The sequence below is a fragment of the Streptomyces sp. NPDC001351 genome (genome assembly GCF_042896045.1).
Taxonomy (GTDB): Bacteria; Actinomycetota; Actinomycetes; order Streptomycetales; family Streptomycetaceae; genus Streptomyces.
Map to the genome: position 1 here is coordinate 298,612 of NZ_JBIAWS010000011.1, position 19,745 is coordinate 318,356.

17 protein-coding genes and 2 pseudogenes are annotated in these 19,745 nt (G+C 69.5%); 11 read left to right on the forward strand and 8 right to left on the reverse strand.

Annotated elements, in window-relative coordinates; translation table 11 throughout:
* Window positions 1-9 precede the first annotated feature (9 nt).
* From ACFY1U_RS35930 to ACFY1U_RS35950, 5 genes are all read left to right on the forward strand, one after another.
* Window positions 10-888: an LLM class F420-dependent oxidoreductase gene (locus tag ACFY1U_RS35930; protein ID WP_390698218.1), complete on the forward strand. Its 879-nt coding sequence runs from the start codon at window positions 10-12 to the stop codon at window positions 886-888.
* A gap of 65 nt (window positions 889-953) precedes the next feature.
* A complete protein-coding gene (locus ACFY1U_RS35935; RefSeq protein WP_390698219.1) occupies window positions 954-1,379 on the forward strand; it encodes a GNAT family N-acetyltransferase in 426 nt (141 codons plus the stop codon).
* Window positions 1,380-1,547: 168 nt separating this feature from the next.
* Window positions 1,548-2,894 (forward strand): hemolysin family protein, encoded by a 1,347-nt coding sequence (locus tag ACFY1U_RS35940; protein ID WP_390698220.1) that lies wholly within the window; start codon window positions 1,548-1,550, stop codon window positions 2,892-2,894.
* A complete protein-coding gene (locus ACFY1U_RS35945) occupies window positions 2,891-3,913 on the forward strand; it encodes a hemolysin family protein (protein WP_390698221.1) in 1,023 nt (340 codons plus the stop codon). Before ACFY1U_RS35940 ends, ACFY1U_RS35945 begins: the two co-directional genes overlap by 4 nt.
* Before the next feature lie 67 nt (window positions 3,914-3,980).
* On the forward strand, window positions 3,981-4,820 hold the full coding sequence (locus tag ACFY1U_RS35950) for an SGNH/GDSL hydrolase family protein (protein WP_390698222.1): 840 nt from the start codon (window positions 3,981-3,983) through the stop codon (window positions 4,818-4,820).
* Between the two features lie 161 nt (window positions 4,821-4,981).
* Here the strand turns inward: ACFY1U_RS35950 and ACFY1U_RS35955 are convergent, their stop codons facing one another.
* Window positions 4,982-5,674 (reverse strand): hypothetical protein, encoded by a 693-nt coding sequence (locus ACFY1U_RS35955; RefSeq protein WP_390698223.1) that lies wholly within the window; start codon window positions 5,672-5,674, stop codon window positions 4,982-4,984.
* On the reverse strand, window positions 5,671-6,279 hold the full coding sequence (locus ACFY1U_RS35960) for a hypothetical protein (RefSeq protein ID WP_390698224.1): 609 nt from the start codon (window positions 6,277-6,279) through the stop codon (window positions 5,671-5,673). Before ACFY1U_RS35960 ends, ACFY1U_RS35955 begins: the two co-directional genes overlap by 4 nt.
* A gap of 174 nt (window positions 6,280-6,453) precedes the next feature.
* Between ACFY1U_RS35960 and ACFY1U_RS35965 the strand changes: the two genes are divergently transcribed.
* The 5 genes and pseudogenes from ACFY1U_RS35965 to ACFY1U_RS35985 all read left to right on the forward strand — a co-directional run bounded on the left by ACFY1U_RS35965 (window position 6,454) and on the right by ACFY1U_RS35985 (window position 12,074).
* Entirely contained in the window at window positions 6,454-7,362 is a 909-nt protein-coding gene (locus ACFY1U_RS35965; RefSeq protein ID WP_390698225.1) for an NAD(P)/FAD-dependent oxidoreductase, read from the forward strand.
* 422 nt (window positions 7,363-7,784) lie between these two features.
* Window positions 7,785-9,329: an FMN-binding glutamate synthase family protein gene (locus ACFY1U_RS35970; protein ID WP_390698226.1), complete on the forward strand. Its 1,545-nt coding sequence runs from the start codon at window positions 7,785-7,787 to the stop codon at window positions 9,327-9,329.
* Window positions 9,330-9,336: 7 nt separating this feature from the next.
* Window positions 9,337-10,128, forward strand: coding sequence for an alpha/beta hydrolase family protein (locus ACFY1U_RS35975; protein WP_390698227.1), 792 nt, complete (start codon window positions 9,337-9,339; stop codon window positions 10,126-10,128).
* 431 nt (window positions 10,129-10,559) lie between these two features.
* A pseudogene (locus tag ACFY1U_RS35980) lies at window positions 10,560-10,877 on the forward strand (alpha/beta hydrolase); the annotation flags it as partial.
* Window positions 10,878-11,447: 570 nt separating this feature from the next.
* On the forward strand, window positions 11,448-12,074 hold the full coding sequence (locus ACFY1U_RS35985) for a TetR/AcrR family transcriptional regulator (RefSeq protein WP_390698228.1): 627 nt from the start codon (window positions 11,448-11,450) through the stop codon (window positions 12,072-12,074).
* Between the two features lie 115 nt (window positions 12,075-12,189).
* Here ACFY1U_RS35985 and ACFY1U_RS35990 read toward each other — a convergent pair whose 3' ends face one another.
* Together ACFY1U_RS35990 and ACFY1U_RS35995 are read right to left on the reverse strand one after the other, a co-directional pair.
* A complete protein-coding gene (locus ACFY1U_RS35990; protein WP_390698229.1) occupies window positions 12,190-13,539 on the reverse strand; it encodes a ferric reductase-like transmembrane domain-containing protein in 1,350 nt (449 codons plus the stop codon).
* A 227-nt stretch (window positions 13,540-13,766) separates the two neighbouring features.
* Window positions 13,767-14,111, reverse strand: a complete 345-nt coding sequence (locus ACFY1U_RS35995) for a DoxX family protein (protein ID WP_390698230.1) — start codon at window positions 14,109-14,111, stop codon at window positions 13,767-13,769.
* Between the two features lie 262 nt (window positions 14,112-14,373).
* On the opposite strand from ACFY1U_RS35995, the gene ACFY1U_RS36000 reads away from it, so the two are divergent.
* Complete coding sequence (locus ACFY1U_RS36000) at window positions 14,374-15,240, forward strand: alpha/beta hydrolase fold domain-containing protein (protein ID WP_390698231.1); 867 nt, start codon at window positions 14,374-14,376, stop codon at window positions 15,238-15,240.
* Between the two features lie 68 nt (window positions 15,241-15,308).
* Here the strand turns inward: ACFY1U_RS36000 and ACFY1U_RS36005 are convergent, their stop codons facing one another.
* The 4 genes and pseudogenes from ACFY1U_RS36005 to ACFY1U_RS36020 all read right to left on the reverse strand — a co-directional run.
* Window positions 15,309-15,863 carry a TetR/AcrR family transcriptional regulator C-terminal domain-containing protein gene (locus ACFY1U_RS36005; protein WP_390698232.1) on the reverse strand — a complete coding sequence of 185 codons (555 nt, stop codon included), beginning with the start codon at window positions 15,861-15,863 and terminating at the stop codon, window positions 15,309-15,311.
* A gap of 127 nt (window positions 15,864-15,990) precedes the next feature.
* Complete coding sequence (locus ACFY1U_RS36010; protein WP_390698233.1) at window positions 15,991-17,316, reverse strand: amidohydrolase family protein; 1,326 nt, start codon at window positions 17,314-17,316, stop codon at window positions 15,991-15,993.
* The gene (locus ACFY1U_RS36015; RefSeq protein WP_390698234.1) at window positions 17,313-18,899 is read right to left on the reverse strand and encodes an FAD-dependent oxidoreductase; all 1,587 of its coding nucleotides are present in this window, start codon (window positions 18,897-18,899) and stop codon (window positions 17,313-17,315) included. Before ACFY1U_RS36015 ends, ACFY1U_RS36010 begins: the two co-directional genes overlap by 4 nt.
* Window positions 18,896-19,745: pseudogene (locus tag ACFY1U_RS36020) on the reverse strand (alpha/beta fold hydrolase); the annotation flags it as partial. The pseudogene ACFY1U_RS36020 and the gene ACFY1U_RS36015, both read right to left, overlap by 4 nt.

Sequence of the window (19,745 nt, forward strand, 5' to 3'; positions counted from 1 at the left end):
GGAGAGTTCATGCCGCGTCCGTTCCGTTTCGGTGTCAACCTGCTCGACCCCGCGCCCGCCGAGGAGTGGCAGGCCAGGTGCCGCCGCGCCGAGGAACTCGGCTACGACGTGATCCAGGTCCCCGACCACCTCGGCATGGTCGCGCCGTTCCCGGCGCTGGTCGCCGCGGCCGCGGTCACCGAACGGCCGCGGCTGGGCACGGCCGTACTCAACGCGGGCTTCTGGAACCCCACGCTGCTCGCCCGCGAGGTGGCCACCACGGACGCCCTGACCTCAGGCCGCCTCGAACTGGGCCTCGGCACCGGCTACGTACGGGCCGAGCACGACCGGGCGGGGCTGCCGTTCGGCTCTCCCCGGGAGCGCGTGGACCATCTGCAGCGCACGATCGAGGAGCTGGACCGGCTGCTCGGCTCCGACGAACTCCCCGACTCGCGGCGGGTGCCGCTGCTGATCGGCGGCAACGGCGACCGGATCCTGCGGCTCACCGCCGAGCACGCGGACATCGCGGCCTTCACGGGTGCGCGCCTGGTGCCGGGCAGCACCACGGGGCAGCTGCTGCCGGTCGGGGCCGCAGCACTCGAGGAGAGCGTGGCGCGCTACCGGCGGCTGGCCGAGGGCCGCAAGGAGCCGGCCGAACTGAACCTGCTCATCCAGCACGTGATCGTGACCGACGATCGTGCCGCCGCGGTCCGGCCGTTCGTCGAACAGGTGCCCGGAGCGACCGTGGAGGGGGCGCTGGAGCTGCCGATCCTGCTCGTCGGCACGGTGGACCAGATCGTCGCTCAGGTGCTGGCCCAGCGCGAGCGGTACGGCTTCACGTATCTGACGGTCCTGGAGGCGTACATGGAGGCGTTCGCGCCGGTCGTCGCGGAACTCGGCGGACACTGACCGTCCTGTCCGTCCGGATGCTGGAATTCCGGGTCCGGGCCGGGCGTGCGTGCTGGGATCTCCGTATGACCGATCTGCAGATTCGGGCCGCGACGGCCGCGGACCTCGACACCGTCCTCGCCTTCTGGAAAGTGGCCGCCGAAGGGACGAGCATCAGCGACGACCGGGACGGCGTGGAGCGGCTGGTCTCCCGGGACCCCGAGGCGCTGATTCTGGCCGAGCGGGGCGGGGAACTCGTCGGCACGGTGATCGCGGGCTTCGACGGCTGGCGCTGCCATCTGTACCGCCTCGCGGTGCATCCGGACCGCCGCCGCCAGGGCATCGGCTCGGCGCTGCTGGCCGCGGCCGAGGAACGGTTCGTACGGCTCGGGGGACGGCGCGGGGACGCGATGGTGCTGGTGCGCAATGAGACCGGGCAGCATGCCTGGCGGGCGGCCGGGTACACGCCGGAGGAGCACTGGCGGCGGTGGGTGAAGCACCTCACACCCTGACCATCTTTGCCGATCCTTTACTATTGGAGGACCGTATCCGGATCCCTTCCGGCCCTCTGATGAAAGGTGTGAGCGTCCGCCCATGGGCGAGCCTCCCAGTAGTGCGCGCAGTACACGACATCGCGCGTTCCTCCCGCCCCTGTCCGACGATGGGACGGAGGTGACCCGATGACCGAAGTGCTCCTCCTGCTGGTGGCGATCCTGCTCTCGCTCGCCTGCGGCGCCTTCGTCGCGGCCGAGTTCTCGCTGACCACGGTCGAGCGGGCCGAGCTCGAACGGGCCGCGGAGCGCGGCGAGCGGGGCGCGGCGGGCGCCCTCAAGGCCGTCCGGAGCCTGACGTTCCAGCTCTCCGGCGCGCAGCTCGGCATCACCGTCACCAACCTGGTCGTCGGCATGCTCGCCGAACCGTCGATCGCCAAGCTGATCGCGGGCCCGCTGGAGGCCCTCGGCATCTCGAGTTCGGCGGCGAGCTCGCTCGCCCTGGTGCTGGGTACGGCCCTGTCGACCGTCTTCCTGATGGTCGTCGGCGAACTGGTGCCCAAGAACTGGGCGATCTCCTCGCCGCTGGCCGTCGCCAAGCGGGTGGGCAACGCGCAGCGCCTGTTCAGCGCGGTCTTCCGCCCCTTCATCAGCCACCTCAACAACACGGCGAACCACGCGGTGCGCCGCCTCGGCCTGGAGCCCACCGAGGAACTGGCCTCGGCGCGCGGCCCGAAGGAGCTGGCCGCGCTGGCCCGGCACTCCGCCAAGGAGGGCGCCCTCGAGGCGGACACCGCGGAGCTGTTCGTGCGGACTCTGAACCTCGCCGACCTGACCGCGGAGAACGTGATGACGCCCCGCGTCCAGGTCATCGCCCTCGAGGTCCAGGCCACCTGCGAGGACGTGGCGAACGCGACCCGCGCGACCGGGCTGTCCCGCTTCCCGGTCTACCGCGGCAGCCTCGACTCGGTCGTGGGCACCGCCCACATCAAGGACGTCCTGGCGATACCCGCCCACCGCCGCATCCACACCCGGGTCTCCGAACTGATGCGTGAGCCGCTCCTCGTCCCCGAGACCCTCACCGTCGACCGGCTGCTGGACCGGCTGTCCGGCAAGCGCACCATGGCCGTCGTCATCGACGAGTACGGCGGCACCGCGGGCGTGGCCACCCTGGAGGACATCGTCGAGGAGGTCGTCGGCGAGGTACGGGACGAGCACGACCCGCACGAGACACCCGACCTGGCCCCCGCGGGCAGCGACGACGCGGGCCACGCGCTGTACTCGGCCGACGGCTCGGCCCGGGTGGACCAGCTCGTGCGCGTCGGCCTCAGGGCGCCGGAGGGGCCGTACGAGACGCTGGCCGGCCTCGTCGCGACGGAGCTCGGCCGCATCCCGGCCGTGGGCGACTTCGTCGAGGTCGGCGGATGGCGGCTCGACGTGGTGGACGCCTCGGGGCGCAGGGCCGCGCGGGTACTGATGCACGCGCCTTTCGAGGACGAGGCGGACGGCAGGACGAACCGGGAGGCCACGAAGTGACCGCCGTACAGCTGTTGATCGGCCTTGCGACCCTCGTCGTCAACGCCTTCTTCGTCGGCGCCGAGTTCGCGCTGATCTCCGTACGGCGTTCGCAGATCGAGCAGTATGTGGAAGGAGACGCCGAGGGCGACCGGCGGGCCAAGAGCGTGCTGTGGGGCCTGGAACACGTGTCCGCGCTGATGGCGGCCGCGCAGCTGGGCATCACGCTGTGCACGCTGGTCCTGGGTGTGGTCGCGGAACCGGCCATCGCGCATCTGCTGGAGCCGGTGTTCCACGCCGTGGGCGTGCCCGAGTCCGCGGGGCACGCGGTGTCCTTCGTGATCGCTCTGACCCTGGCGACGTATCTGCACATGCTGCTCGGCGAGATGGTGCCGAAGAACATCGCGCTCGCGGAGCCGGTGCGCAGCGCGCTGCTGCTCGGGCCGCCGCTGGTCGCCCTGGCACGGGCGCTGCGCCCGGTGATCTTCGCGATCAACGCCTTCGCCAACGCCTTGCTGAAGCTGTTGCGGGTGGAGACCAAGAACGAGGTCGCGGCCACCTTCTCGGACGCCGAGCTGGCCCGGATCGTGCGGGACTCGGGCGAGGCGGGGCTGATCGACGACCGCGCGCTGGAGCGGCTGCACGACGCGCTGGAGCTGGGGCGCCGTCCGGTGCGCGACGTGGTGCTCCCGCTGGAAGGCGTCGTCCACGCGCGCGTGGGCGTCACCCCGGAGGAGCTGGAACGGCTGTCGGCCCAGTCGGGCTTCTCCCGCTTCCCTGTGGTGGACGAGGGCCGCCGCATCGTCGGCTATCTGCACGTCAAGGACGCGCTGGACGCCTCTCCGCGGGATGTGCCGTTCCGGGTGCGGGACATGCGGCCCATCGCGCGGGTACGGGAAGGCACACCGCTGGACGACGTGCTCACCGCGATGCGCGGCAGCCGCACACACCTGGCGGCCGTGCTCGGCGGCGACGGCCGGCTGGCCGGTCTTGTGACCATGGAGGACGTGCTGCGGGAGCTGTTCGGGCAGCGGGCCTGAGCCGTCCGGCGAACAGGCAGGGCCGACCGACCGACGGGTATGGAACCGGGATACCATCTCTTCCGCCATGCAGAAGAACCCCATACACACCAGCCTGGTCGCGGTCGGCGACTCCTTCACCGAGGGCATGTCGGACCTGCTGCCGGACGGCTCCTACCGGGGCTGGGCCGACCTTCTCGCCGGCCGGATGGCGGCCGTCACCCCCGGCTTCCGGTACGCGAACCTCGCGGTGCGCGGCAAGCTGATCGGGCAGATCGTCGACGAGCAGGTCGACGTGGCCGCCGCCATGCGGCCCGATGTGATCACACTGGTGGGCGGCCTCAACGACACGCTGCGGCCCAAGTGCGACATGGGGCGCGTACGGGGGCTGCTCACCGAGGCCGTGGAGCGGCTGGCCCCGGCCTGCGAGCAGCTGGTGCTGATGCGCAGCCCCGGTCGACAGGGGCCGGTCCTGGACCGTTTCCGGCCACGCATGGAGGAACTGTTCGCCACGGTCGACGAGCTCGCGGCGCAGCACGGGGCGGTGGTCGTCGACCTGTACGGGGCTGCTTCGCTCTCCGACCCGCGCATGTGGGACGTCGACCGGCTGCACCTGACGGCGGAGGGGCACCGCAGGGTCGCCGAGGCGGTCTGGCAGACGCTCGGCTACGACCCCGAGGACGCCGAATGGCACACGCCCATGGCTGCGACCCCGCCTCCGGGCTGGGCTGCGCGACGGGTGGCGGACGTCCGCTTCGCCCGGCAGCACCTGCTGCCGTGGATCGGCCGCCGCCTGACGGGCCGCTCCTCGGGGGACGGCCGGGCAGGCGCCCACTTCAGCGCTGAGCTGGGCAAAGCCTTCTGGGTCACCCCCGCGGACCACTCAAACCCCGGCCCTGTGACGGACTGGCGACGGGTGGGGCCCTAGAGGCAATACCGGCGGTTTTGCAGCTGGGCAGTTCTGGCTGAGCTGCGCCCCGAAGGGGCGCGGGGCTGTATGGAATTTGCGGCTTCCGCCGCGCGGGCGCGACCAGCCACGACTGTGCCGCGGACGGTCGACGGCCCATCGCCGCACATCCCGCGGAGCGCTCAGCGCCGCTTGCGCTTCTTCTTGCTCCGGTTGTCGGCGCTCGGCTTGCCCCTCGGCCGACCGGGCGCCGTCCGGTTCGCCGCGGCCTCACGCAGGCCGATCCGGCGAGTCTGCCAGACGGTCAGCTCCCACAACCCGATCGCGACGCCGACTCCCACGACGCCGACGGGGAGGGAGCTGAAGTCGGCATCGGCGGGCTGCGGGGCCAGCCAGCCGCTCGGGTCCACCAGCAGGTCCTCGGTGGTGCCGGCGTCCTCCGTGCCGTTGCAGCCCATGCCGACGATGTCGGCATGGGCCATCGGCCTGTCGTCGGTCCGCTTCAGCCTGCAGTGGTAGATCGGGCCGGTCTTGCCCTCGGTGGTGTACACCGAGGTGATCCGCACCTCGGTACGCCGCCCCTGGCTCTGCATCAGCGCGGCGCGGAAGACCAGCCCGGAGCCGAGCACGACGGCCAGTTGGATGATCAGCCCGGCGTAGAACACCCACCCCTTCGTCACGGTCGCCATCAGCACCGCGATCGCGAGCGCCCCGGTCAGCAGACCGAGGATCAGCGCCACCGGAAACCAGTCCGGGCTGGTGCCGAGCACGCCGATGCCCACCATCAGCAGGGGGGCGAGCGCGGCTGTGCGGGCGAGCCGCCGCACCACGTGCGGGGGCCAGGCCACGTTCTTGCTGGACGCGGCCGCCGTCATCGACCCTCGAACCGTCGCAGCCCGGCCCGCCGGGACAGCCAGACCAGCAGCTCGAAGAGCACCAGCACCACCGGCAAGGCCCATGCGGCGATGTCGATCCCGCTGTAGTCCGTCTCGGCCGGCTCCGGCGCCGTCCAGCCGTGCGGGTCGACGAGCACGTCCTCGGTCTGCCCGACTTCCAACGGCCCGTCGCAGGAGTCGTTGCCCAGCTCGGCATGGTTGAGCGGCTTGCCGTCCACCCGCCCCAGACGGCAGGTGTACTCCGGCCCGTGCTTGCCCTGGTACGCCTGCACCGCGGTGACCCGCACCTCCACCCGCTGCCCTTGGTGCGCCATCACCTCCGCCTGCAGCACCGGTCCCGGTCCGGACAGCGCGGCGATCCCCACGATCACCCCGCCGACGATCAGCCACCCGTTGGGCGCCGCGATGATCATCAGCGAGAGAGTCGCGATCAGTGCGAAGGTCCCGAGCACCAGTCCGAGCCCGCTCCAGTCCGGGTTGGCGGCCAGCAACGACAGCCCGACGATCACCGGCGGGCCGAAGTACGCCATCGTGGTGAGGCGGCGGACCTGCCGGGACGAGGTGGCGGTGGCTGTTCGAGGCACGGCGTCAGTGTGACGAACGGGGTCATCAGGCTGAAGAGCGGGGTGACGGACCGGCGACGGCTGACGCTTCCCCTTGATCACCTGGAGACATGGGTACCTATCCCGGCAGGGCGCCAAGGTGGTCTTCATCGACGCGGGCCGGCCGGGCGAAGGCGTCACCGACTGGTCTTTCTCGTGGGTCAACGCCAGCAACAAGACCGCTCGCAAGTCCTACTTCGACCTGAACGTCGCGGGCATGGCAGCCCACCGTCAGCAAAGGATCCCGCAGCGCAGGCGAAGCTCCTGGAAACGGCCGGTCTGCTGGCCAGTTGGGACTACCAGGTCGAGGTGTGCACCGGGGCCGAGGTGCGCCGACGCCTCGAGCCTGCTGTCACGACGCCCGGTGAGGTTCCCGTCGTGTTCTACCCCGACGAAGCCTGGGTGCACGGACGTCATCTCGTCGGCCGCCTGGTCGGCCAGGCTGTTGCATACGGCGCCGAACTCCGGTCCGACACCGCGGTCTGCGAGATCGGCACCGGTGGCGACGGGAGCATCCGGACGGTTGCCCTGTCCGAGGGGAGCTGTCTGGACGTCGACATCGTCGTGAACGCAGCGGGCCCCAGCGCCTCCCACGTCGGCGGGCTCCTCACACGGCACTTGCCGATGCGCCGGGAACCCGGCCTCGTCACCCGGATCGCCTGTGCTCAGGTGCCTGTTCGCCGGGCCATGCACGCACCTCACATCGAGATCCGTCCTGACGGGGACGCTTCGGTGGTCCTCCACAGCCGCGAGATCGACGCACTCATCGACACCGGCGAAGAGCCGGCGCAACTCGCCCGGCAACTCCATGAATCGGCGCGGAAGTTCGTTCCCGAACTCGACAACTCCCGCATCGCACAGACTCGGGTGGCCCACCGGCCCATCCCAGCCGACGGATTTCCCTCGGTGGGAGCGGTACCGTCCGTACCGGGCTACTACGAGGCCGTTTCCCACTGCGGCATCACGCTCGGACCCGTCATCGGCCGGCTCCTCGCTTCGGAGATCCTCAGCGGGAAGAGGGACGAGATGCTGGCCGACTTCCGCCCGGAGCGGTTCCCCTCGTGACCACTCGGGTAAGCGCCACCAGCATCGTGCAACACGATGCCCAGCTCGGCGTCAGCGGGCTGTTCAGGGACGAGACTCCTCACCAGCGGCCGTTCTTTCACGCGACGTTGTCCGACACCTCGATGCGTGAGGAACGGCCGTCCTGCCGTCTCAGGAACGAACCAAGACCAGCAGGTCAGAGGAACCGGCGAGGTTGAACAGCAGGCTCATGTCCGGCGCTTGTGTGCGGGCGCGGCCCGGGGCCGGTCGTCTGGGTGGTGTGATCGCCGTCGCTGTGCATATTCGTGTGGCCTTCTAGAGTCGGCTCGCCTTTCTTGGATGGCGCCGGCGCGCCTTTGACTGTGTGCGCCGTCCGGCACCCGATGTGACACACGCGGGCTCCACCGCATGGCGATGGAGCCGTGCCTCGAGGAGGAATCTTCATGCAGGCCCGGAGGATCGGCGCCATCGCCGCAACAGCAGTGGCGCTGGTGGCAGCCCGCGACCTTGTCCAGAAGCGGCACGCGCTGCTGCGGAACTTCCCGGTGATCGGGCACGCCCGGTACCTGTTGGAGACGATCGGGCCGGAGCTGCGGCAGTACATCGTGACCTCCAACGAGGAGGAGCGGCCGTTCAGTCGTGACCAGCGTTCCTGGATCTACGCGTCGGCGAAGGAGGAGAACAACTACTTCGGGTTCGGAACCGACGTCGACGTCGAGCATGTGCAGGGGCACGCCTACCTGAAGCAGCGCACGTTCGCCGGCACGCTGCCTGATGTGCACGACCCGCTCGCTCCACTGCCCTCGGCCAAGGTGCTGGGCGGGCCGCGGGGGCGCGCCAAGGCGTTCCGGCCGGCGAGCGTGGTGAACATCTCGGCGATGAGCTTCGGATCGCTCTCCGGCGCTGCCATCACGGCGCTCAACAAGGGGGCGGCGCTGGCGGGCACGATGCACAACACGGGCGAGGGCGGGCTGTCTCCGTACCACCGCAACGGCGGCGACCTCGTCCTTCAGATCGGTACGGCGTACTTCGGCTGCCGCAACGAGGACGGCAGCTTCAACCTCGACAAGCTCAAGGACGTGGTCGCGAGCGCCCCCGTCAAGGCAATCGAGATCAAGCTCTCCCAGGGCGCCAAGCCAGGGCTGGGCGGGATGCTGCCGGGCGCGAAGGTGACCCCGGAGATCGCCCGGATCCGCGGCATCCCGGTCGGCAAGGACTGCGCCTCCCCGTCGCGGCACACCGCGTTCAGCGACGTCGACTCGATGCTCGACTTCGTCGAGTTGCTCGCCACCGAGACCGGTCTGCCGGTCGGGGTCAAGAGCGCCGTCGGAGAGATGGGCTTCTGGCAGGAGCTGGCCACGCTGATGGCGCGTGGGGATCGTGGTGTCGACTTCGTGACCGTCGACGGCGGCGAGGGCGGCACCGGGGCGGCGCCCCTGATCTTCACCGACTCGGTGTCGCTGCCGTTCCGGATGGGCTTCTCCCGGGTCTACGGCGCCTTCGCCGAGCTGGGTCTGACCGACGACCTGACCTTCATCGGCTCCGGCAAGCTCGGCCTGCCCGAGAACGCCGCGGTCGCCTTCGCCCTGGGCGCCGACATGGTCAACGTGGCCCGTGAGGCGATGCTGTCCATCGGCTGCATCCAGTCGCAGAGGTGCCACACCGACAAGTGCCCCACCGGCATCGCCACCCAGAACCAGTGGCTGGCCCGCGGCCTCGACCCGGCCTCGAAGTCCACCCGGGCCGCTGTCTACCTGCGCACCCTGCGCAAGGAGCTGACCAAGGTCTCGGCGGCCGTGGGGGTCGCCCACCCGGCGCTCATCACCGCCAACGACATCGAGATCATGAACGGCGACTACGAGGCCCGCACCCTGGCCGGCGTCTACGGCTACAAGGAACGCTGGGGCGAGCTCGGCCCGCACCTTGCCAAGGAGATCACCGAACTCCTCGTCTCCACACCGACCTCCACGAACAGCCGGCCGGAGTGATCGCTACATGTCCGAAGAAGTGAGATTCAAGAGTGTCGTCGGCCCCGAGCTGGCCGGGTCGATCGACCTGCCGGAGGGCAAGGTCCGGGGCTGGGGGATCTTCGTCCACGGATTCACTCTCGGCAAGGACTCGCCGGCCGCCTCGCGGGTCAGCAAGCAGTTGGCCCGCGAGGGGATCGGCATGCTGCGCTACGACAACCTCGGGATTGGCGATTCCGACGGCGACTGGGGTGACGGCTCCTTCACCGTCAAGATCCAGGACACCGTCCGCGCAGCAAACCTCATGGCAGAGCGAGGGACTCCCGCGAGTCTGCTGGTGGGTCACTCGTGGGGAGGCGCCGCCGCCATCGCTGCGGCGGCCGAGGCGACCGGCGTCCGCGCGGTCGCCACGATCGGGGCACCCGCCGACCCCAGCCACGTGGAGCACCAGTACGACGCGGTCGTGGATCGCGTGCTCAGTGAGGGACAGCACGAGTGGTTCGTCGGCGGACGGACCCTGGTCCTCAAGCGCGCCTTCGTCGAGGACGTCCGCCGTGCCCGTCTGCACGACCAGGTCCGTGAGTTGGACCGACCCCTGCTCGTGATGCACTCGCCCACCGACGACACCGTCGATATCGCCGACGCCGGGGAGATCTTCCTCAAGGCTCGGCACCCGCGAAGCTTCGTCTCGCTCGAAGGAGCAGACCACCTCCTGACCGCACGAGGGCAGGCGCAGCGAGCCGCCCACATCATCAGCGCCTGGGCCGACCAGTACATCCACTCCTCACGACCCGCAGAAAAGGACGCCTTGATCGCCTGACGGGTCACTTTCACCCGATGAGAGCAGCTCCAGGCACACCAGTACTGCGCTCTCGCCTCTCGCGTGACAGGCCCGTCTGCGACGAGACACGCAGGCAGAGGTCCATGGGAGGCTCGATGGCCATGGGTGCCACATCGTCCGGGGACGGACGGTGCGGATGTCACTACCGTGCTCGTCGGTTCCTCGAGCGCCCCGCGCAACGCCGACTGGCGGCCCGTTAGGCTCCTGCCGTCTACAACGGAGACGTCGGCCGCCGATTACGCCGACCAGGTGCGGGGCCTCGGCGGCCCAGCCTCCGTCGTGAAAAGAACGCCTGTGTGGGGCGGAGCGGATAATAACGGCTACAACGTCACCGTTATCCAGGTCACCGGTATCCAGGGGTTCACGTCAACACGGCAACTCGGTAGCGGCCGCACCCGACGCCGGCGTCCCACCGCTTCGCATGGACCGGATACCTCGGCCGGCCACCGCAGGAAGAGGACGACCGCCCGTACAACTCCGCGGCAAGGCGTGCTGATCCGACCGGTCTTCCTCCGGCATGGATCGGCGTCGGTGACCTCGATCCTTTCTGTTCAGAAAGTGCCGAATACGCTCGGCGCCTGCGTGAGGCGGGGGTCGCCTGCGAGTTGCGCGTCGAGCCGGGCGCGTACCACGGAGCCGACGCTCTGTTTGACGGGAAGGCGGCATCGATGACCGCTTTCCGCATCGCCATGCTCGACGCGCTTCGCACGGCGCTGATCGAGCCGTGACCCATTGAAGATCCGCCATCTTCGAACGTGCTGGTCAGAGTGCTGGTGTGCGAGCTCTCTGGGATGCTCAGGCTGGTCGAGCGGGGAAGTCCGCGGTCTTGGTCATCTGACGGGCAGGCTGGAGCGGTTTCGCCGGTTCATGATGGGGTCCGAGAACGCGGAACGGAGCGGCGCGACGCGCGGAGCTGGACGAACTGGAAGACCAGCTGGTCAAGCAACTGGACCAGGTGCGGGCCGAGCGCGACGAACGCGCCGTCGCGGAACGGGTCTGGAAACGGATGGCCGAGCCGCACCGGCTGCGGTGCAGGTCACGGGCCACGCGGTGCTACTGGTGCCGCACCGCGGGCGTGGCGTGGACGTGGACTCGCTGCCACCGGACTACCAGCGCATCCTTGCGCTCGTCCGGGGCGCCGGCGGCCGGTCATGGTCAAACAGGCGCCCAACCGGCGATCTCCAAAGTGGATACGGTGTTGCTGTTATGGTGCTGGCCGAGGAGGTGGACGTTCAGTGGCAGCAGCTGGTCCTGTGCGAGCGACCACGGCATCGGGTCGGGGCCCGGGGCGTCCGCCCGTGCCGCTGGAGCGCATCGTCGCTACCGCACTGCAGATCGTGGACGATGAGGGGGCCGACGCTCTCTCGATGCGGACGCTGGCCCAGCGTCTGGGCTCGGGCACGGCGACGCTGTACCGGCATTTCGACAACCGGGCAGCGCTGGTCGCCCATGTCGTGGACCGCATGTTCGGCGCCGTGGAACTGAAGGGCGACGAACTCCTCGCGATGGGCTGGCAGCAAGCCCTGCGGACGGTCGCGCACACCATGTTCGAGGCCCTGGCCCGGCACCGGAACGCGGCGCGCCTGATGGTCGAAGAGATTCCCCTGGGGCCGAACGCCATGGCGCTGCGGGAGCACTGTGTCGCGGCGCTGCTCGACAGCGGCTTCCCGCCGCGACTGGCCGCGCATGCGTTTGCCACCTTCTCCCGCTACGTCCTCGGATTCGCCATACAGGCCAACGGTCATGGCGGTGGCGGGCAACTCGACGACGCGCAACTGTCCGCCGTCTTTCAGGGCGTCGATCCGGCCTTGTTTCCGGCAACGGTTACCGTCGCCGGGTCGATGCCCGTTCCGATCGAGGAGGAGTTCTCCTTCGGCCTCGAACTCCTTCTCAGCGGGCTTGCCCGCCTGCGCGACGACGCCTGACCAGCCAGGGCACTGCGAACCTGAGGCTGCCCACCTACGGAGTCATCTCGGTCGGCATGGAGCGTCGCCACAGCTGCTGGTGCTGAGCGCGTGATCTTGTACGGTCGGCGGTTCGTCAGCGGAAGGCGAAGTGCTCGGCGTGGAGATGGTGGCGGGGGACGCCCTGGCGGTGGAGGGCGCGGGTGAGGTTTTCGATCATGGAGGCGGGGCCGCAGAGGAAGACGTGTGTGTCGGGGGTGATCGGTCCGGCCTGGGCCTGGATTCTTTCGGCGGTCAGACGGCCGTGGCTGCGGCTGAACGTCGGGTGGAGCCGGATTTCGGGGCGGTGTGCAGCCGCAACGACGAGTTCCGGGAGGAACGGCGCGTCTTCGGCGGTGGGGGCGCAGTAGAAGAGGTCGGTGCGGGGCGGCGCCGCACCGGGGTGGGTGAGCCAGCCGAGGAAGGGTGCGATACCGATGCCCCCCGCGATCCATATCTGCCGGGGTCCGCCGAGGGTGTGGTCGAACATGCCGTAAGGACCCTTGAGGGTTGCCGGGTGTCCTTCACTCAGGTCCGTGTAGAGGCGGCGTGTACCGCGGCCCAGGGCACGGATGGTGAGGCGTACCGAGCCGTCGGCCTGCGTTCCTGCGACGCTGAAGGGGTGTTCGTGCCAGCCGCCGGCCCGCAGGTAGACGAACTGGCCCCCTGTCACGGGAAGGGTCGTCCCGCCGGTGGGCGTGAGGGTGAGGTCGAGGATGTCGGGTGTCGGCCGCTCGACGCGGTGGATGGTGTAGTCCGCCCGGGGTTCCCTGTGTCGTAGCACCAGTTCGTCGTAGGTGTAGGCGGTCATGCCGATGGTGGCCATGGTGACGTAGATCGCCAGGAGGGGCGTGGATCCGTTGATGATGAGATCGAGGAACCAGCCGTGCACCAGCGCCGACAGGAGCAGCAGGCCGGTGAGGCGATGCAGGAACAGCCAGCGCTCGTAGGGCAGTCGGAGGATGCGGCCGACCTGGCCGAGTGAGATGAGGACGAGCAGCAGCAGGCCGATGGCGGAGACGGCACCGAGGAGATGGCCCATCCCTACCGATGCGGCCCGGTGGGCGTAGCCGTACTGGCTCCCGTCGAAGCCGGAGAAGAAGTGGAGGAGCAGGTGGGGGGTGAGCAGGAGTATGGACCATACGGCGTACAGCTTGTGCTGACGGTACATGCGGTCCAGGCCGCCGAACCACTGCTCCAACCACATCAGGCGGGTGGCCAGTACCAGGGTGCAGGACATCAGGTAGACGGACAGGACGCCGGCGAACTCGCCGACGAAATAGACAGCGCTGAGGCCCTCGGGCCTGAGCCAGTCCCAGGCCAGATAGAGCATGACCGCTCCGGTCGTGACCGCCAGGGGTCCGACGTGGCGCTTCTTCAGGCGCGCGTCCAAGGGGGCGCGTGCGATCCGGATGGCGTAGATCGCTATCACGATCAGGATGGGCATCGTCTACCCCTCGGGGTGCACTGTGGACGAAGGGGCGCTGGTGAAGGCAGGCGGGCCGTGCGGTCGCGGCTTGAGCGCCGTCGAGCCCAGATGGCTGCGTTTCCTGCCACCTCTAATATTGGATACAACGTAGCCGTTTAGTTGGTTGTGGTCCAGTGGCGCATTCGGATGCCCGTTGGTCAGCCCTGGATCTGCCCTTCGGGAGCGTGGCGGCCTGAAGCCATCCCTCAGGCGAACAAGGCCGCGAGGTATGCGGCGACAAGCACCGCGCACACGACGGCGGGCGCGATTTTGGCAATCGGATCGCCCTTGCGCAGGTGTACGACCACAGCTCCGGCGAGCAGGAGGAGAAGCCCGGCCCCCGCGAGGCCGCCGAGCGGCGGCACGGCGAGACCGAGCGCCACGCCGGCGACTCCTGCCAGTTGCAGCACGCCGATGCGGCGGTAGGCGGCGACGGAGAAGCCGGTCTCGGCGGCCAGCTCGCGCGCCATCGGCAACGCGAGTGCATTGAGCACTCCGATCGCCCCGAAGACCAGGGCGATGACGCAGGCGAGGGTGATGGTGAGGATCATGAGGCATCTCCAGGGTGCCGGCGTCGCGGCGGCGTGGGCGTCAAGGGTGACGGCCTGATGGCGGACGGGTCATCACGAGACCGTTATGGGATGTGACGGGCGTGGTCGAGTTGCCGGCCGGGTGCGTCGCTCGGCGCCCAGACGGGCGATGTGGTCGATCAATGCAGCGGCTCACCCTAGCGCGATAACGGTAACAGTGTAACCGTTATGATCGTCGGCGAAGCGGACCGCCGCATCGCGGTGCCAAGAAGGAGAGCCAGACATGAGCAGTCCACAGATGCACGTAGTCGCCGCGTTCATGCGGTTGGCCCTCAAAGGCAAGGCGGCCCCGGACCCCGTGGCCGCGTCGAAGGAGCCACCTCGTCCGCCCGCCAAACTGGTACAGCGGCACGACGTGAGGTCGCGCCGCATCGACGGTTTCGAATGCCACACCGTCAGTCCGCGCGGGCGCCGGGCGGAGCGATCGGTCGTCTATCTGCACGGCGGCGCCTACATCAGACACCTCTCGCCCCGGCACTGGCAGTTGATCTCGCAGCTCGCGGACGCCGGTGTACGAGTCGAGGTGGCGCACTACGGGCTGGCGCCGAAGTACACCTACCGTGACGCCTATCCCTTCGTCACTGCCGTCTACCGCGACCTGCTCGGCGACCTGGACGCCGGCCAGGTCACGATCATGGGCGACTCCGCCGGCGCGGGCTTGGCTCTGGGTGTGGCGCAGAGCCTGGTTGGCTCGGGGCTGGCCCAGCCGGCCCGAGTAGTACTGATCTCCCCCTGGCTGGATCTGACCCTCACCAACCCTGCGATTCCCGAGGTCGAAGCCCGAGATCCGTTCCTCACCACCAGCAGCCTGCTCGCGGCCGCGCGCGGCTGGGCCGACGGGGACGACCCCGCCCAACCCCGGCTCAGTCCCGTCAATGGCCCACTTGCTCCCCTGGCGCCCGTCGACGTCTACATCGGCACTCGCGACTTGTGCTACCCGGACGTCCGGCGCCTGGAAGAACGGGCTGCTTTGGAAGGGGCGGCCGTGAATGTCATCGTGTGCGACGGTGCGGTCCATGCCTACCCGCTCGTCCCCGCTCCCGAGGGGCGTGCCGCGGTCCGCGCCATCGTGCGGTCCGCGGCCTCCTGAGCGGGTTGAGAGGCGATCTTCAGAGGAAGGCGGTCGAGCTGGGCGTCCGCCTCTTCTGCTGTGTCGGGTCAGGTACAGGCGGCAAGCCTGGCTTCGACGCCGTCGAGAAGTGACTGCAGTCCGAAGGACACATACGGGCGAGGGGTGGCTGCGAGGGCGGCGCCGATCGCGAACGTGACTACGCTCTGGGCGGCTTGCTCGGCATCCCGCCTGGTGAGGCCGGATGCCTCGCAGACCGCGAGCAAGTGCTCGTCATGGCGGTCCCTGGCCGGGCCGTCGAGAGGCTGGATGGTCATGGCGGCCAGCAGCCAGGGGTGCCTGAGAAGCATCGAACGCAGGTTGTCGGCCATGGCCAGGAGGGCTGGACGCCATTCGAGGCCGTCGAGAGCGGGGAGAGGTATTCGCCCCCAGACGGTGTCAGCGGCCAGCAGGAGCACATCGTGTCGGCTCTTGATGTGCCAGTAGAGTGCCGCCGCGGTGATGCCAAGACGGCTGCCGAGTCTTCGCATGGTCAGACTCTCGATGCCGGCCTCGTCCAGAAGGGCGATGGCTGCCTGGACGATCTGCTCTTGGTACAGAGCGTCGCGGGGCATCCCCGCGGTAGGCGGCATGGGGCTGCTCACGGCACTTTCCTGCTGTGGGAACGAGGCCGCGGTGTGCGGCTCTGGGGGCGCGTGGCCATCGGGCCGACGAGGACGCGGTGTCGTGCGCGTCGGCGCGCGATTCATGTGTGGGGGCCGTTGCGGTGTGTCAGCCGAGAGAGCCCGCGGGCCGGATGCCGCGCAGCAGCCGTTCTCCGGACTCGCGCAGCTGGCCCTTGACCTCGTCGAGGCCGGGTGCGAGCAGGACGTGATCGCGTTTGCGCCAGGTGCCGGCGACCATCACGGCTTCGATGTTGGCGATGTCGGCGTGCAGGGCCGTGGCGACCGGGTCGTGCGCCGGCCACAGGTTGAGCGCCCGGGCGTCGACGGCGACCAGGTCGGCCTGCATACCGGCCTCGATCCGGCCCACCTTGTCTGCCAGGCCCAGTGCCTTCGCCCCTTCGACCGTGGCCCAGGCAAGCGCCTGTTTGCTGGTGACAGACGGTGTGTTGGCGTACATGCCGGTCGTCTGCCGGTGGTGGGCGTGGTCCAGGCTGCGCTGGTGGGCCAGGGCGATCCGGGCGGCGGTGAGGACCGATCCGGGTACGGCGGTGTCGATGTCGGTGCCCAGGGAGGGTGCCGCGTCCAGGCTCAGCAGGGATCCGGTGATGGGTGTGCCGTGCCCCTGGCCCAGTTCGTTCTCCGGGGTGGTGGTGAAGGTGACGCCCGCCTCGACGAGCGTCTTCAGCCAGTCCGCGGGCAGGTCCGCTCCATGCACGACGTTGGTCAGGGGGCTGAACAGCTCGGCGTTGCGCACGGCTTCCCAGCCGGGTGAAGGTTCGCCGCCGCTCTGGTGCATCGAGACGACGAGTCCGCGTTCCGCGCCGGCCTGGAAGTCGGCCACCGCGGTCTCCGGCGAGGAATACTGCGGGCCTTGCAGAGCCATGCCCAGGGTGAGGAGGGCGTGGTCACGGACGGGGCCGTCGAGCAGCCGGTCGATCTCGGCGAACGGATGGGGTGTGTCCGGGGAGCGGTAGGGAGTGCCGTGCAGGAAGACGGCGCGGATCCCGGCCTGGACCAGTCCCTCGACGGCCGCGTCGGCGTGCTCGGGCGACAGGGCGTTGTGACACCAGTCGCCGAGGGTGGTGGTACCGCAGTTGAGCTGGTTCAGCGCGCCGGCCAGGTTGCTGATGTGCATGTCGGCCGGGGTGTACTGGCCGACGCACTCCCCGTGCAGATGGGTGAGGTACTGCATCAGCGTCCAGTCGGCGCCCGCCGAACGCAGCGCGGTCTGCCAGGTGTGCAGATGGGCGTTGACCAGGCCGGGGATGATGACGCGGCCGGAGAAGTCGACGGCCTCGGCGTCGGGCGCCTCGATGGTTTCGCCGACGGCGGCGATGGTCTCGCCGTCGACGAGGATGTCGGCCTGCTCGGCGTCCGGCCGATCCGGCGTCATCGTGATGACCTGCGCCCCGCGCAGCAGTACGCGGCTCATCCAGTGGCCCCCGAACCTGGGGAGGTGTGGCTCGGCTGGAACATGGTGCGGCTCCTTGCCCCAGGCGTCATTGCCCGCACGGCGGATTGTGTGGTGGTGAGGAAATCCCGAGTGGCGATGTGCCCGATGTAGCCGTCGGGACGGATCAGCAGCAGCGTGTCGCCGGTCAGGCCGTAGGCACTGCGCAGCGTGTTCTCGGGGTCGGAGAAGCCCTCGGGCGGCCCGACGGTGAGCCGCTTCAGCCGGGCGCCCGTCGTCGGCCAGTCGAGGAGTTCGAGGTCCCGGGTGGCGCCGGGGCCGTAGGCGATGGCGGTGAAGTGCGGTCCCTGGAAGAGGTTGAACAGGCGGGTCTCGGCGCCGTCGGCGCCGAGCAGTCGGGCGTCCGGGGCGCGGTCGCCCACGTGCAGCGTGCTGGTGTCGCCACTGTCGCCGTCGGCGGGGGCGAGCGGGCCGCCGTAGTAGGTCAGGGAGAGCTGCTGCTCGTCCTTGCCGCGCTTCATGCTGGAGGGGTCCAGCTTGGCGATGCCGCCCCACTTCTCCGTGGACAGGCCCAGGACCCCGGCGGCGATCGGCTGCCGCTCGGCCTCGTAGGTGGCAAGGAGGGCCGGGTCGGCTCCGGCGAGGACCTGGCCGAGCTTCCAGCCGAGGTTGTAGCCGTCCTGCATACCGGTGTTCAGGCCCTGGGCACCGGCCGGGGTGTGGACGTGCGCCGCGTCGCCGACGAGGAAGACACGTCCGCGGCCGTAGTGCTCCGCAAGACGGATGTTGGGCCGGAACACGGACTTCCAGTGGATCTCGTGCAGCTGGATGTGCCGGTTGCGGGTGTGGGAGTGGATCCGGTCGATGATGGCGCCGATCTCCTGGGGCGGCTTCTCGTCGGGCGTGAGCCGGATCATCCACTGGAACATGTCGCTGTCGGGGATCGGGCAGGCGCCGATGAGCTTGCCGCCGAGGCCGGGCCACATGTGCCACCGGTTGCGGGCCAGGCCACTCACGGAGGCATCCACGATCAGCACGCGGTCGGACTCGTCCGTCGTCCCCACGAAACCGATGTCGAGCTGCTTGCGCACCGCACTGGAGCCGCCATCGGCCCCTACGGCATAGCGGGTGACGATCTCCTCGACCCCGTCCGCGCCCACCACCTTGGCGACCACCGTGTCCTCGTCCTGCGTCAGCTCGGTCAGTTCCTTGCCGAACTCGACCTCGCGGCCGAGCTCACTGAGCCGGGCGTGCAGGGCGCGGTCCGTGCGGAACTGCGGGATCAGCCAGGTGTTCGGGTACGGGACGTCCGGGGTTGCCTCTTTGTGGGGGAACATCTTCCACGGCACACCGATGGGTCCTGCATGAAGCCCGAGCTTGGGATAGATGTCGCCGCCGGCCAGCACGTCGTCGAGAGCGCCGAGGTCTTCGAGGACTTCGAGGCTGCGGGGCTGGATGCCCTTGGCACGCGAGCCCTCGAAAGCGTGGGGGGACCTGTCGACGATCCGGACGTCGAGTCCGCGGCGTACGAGGTCGATCGCCAGGGCGGAGCCAGATGGGCCGGCACCGATGATCAGTACATCGATGGCCTGCGGGTTGCTCATGAGTCGAGCCTTTCGGTGCGTGCGGACACGAACGGGACGAGCTGATCGGCGACGTCGCGAGGCCGTTCGAATGGGGCCATATGCCCGCATTTGTTAATTACGTAATGTTTCTGGGGCTTCAGCAGAGCGCGCGCCCTGTCGAAGTGCACCAGCGGCGTGACGTCGTCCTCGTCGCCCCACAGCAGCAGCGTCGGAATGCCCAGGGCCCCCGTCCGCCGGAAGAGCTCGTCGCGGCCGGTGAAAGGCAGGTGCTGCAGGGTGTCGAAGACGGCGTACAGCGAGCCCTCGAAGCGGAGGGTCTCGAGGACCATCTCGGTCAGTTTCGCGCCGAGTTCGGGGTCGCGGACGTTGTGTCCCAGGTGTCCTTGAAGTATCTGCTGGCCGCGCCGCCGGGCGATGAGGCCGGCCAGCCAGTCGTTGCGCAGCAGCCGGTCGGGGGAGGTCAACCGCGGTTTCGCGAGACCGGCGGGTCCGACGATGGTGAGCGTGGACACCGACGCGCGGTACTGGGCGGCGTACGTCATGCTGACCAGCGCGCCCATGGAAGTGCCGACCAGGTGCAGGGGCCGCGCCGTCAGGCCGAGCCGGTCCGTCAGCTCGGCCAGCTGCCGCGCGAACAGCGTCTCGTCGTATCGCGCCTGTACCCGGTCGGAGTAGCCGCGGCCGTAGGCGCTGCAGGTCAGCGTGCGCAGCCCGCGGGCGTGCAGCTCGCTGACAAGGCCGTCCTAGTAGAACAGCGGGATGGTCAGAGCGCCCGCCATCAGGACCACTTCCCCGTCCTCGGGCCCCGTCAACTCGTAGTGGGTGACGCCGTCGGACAGCTCGATGAAACTGCCGCGCAGCGCC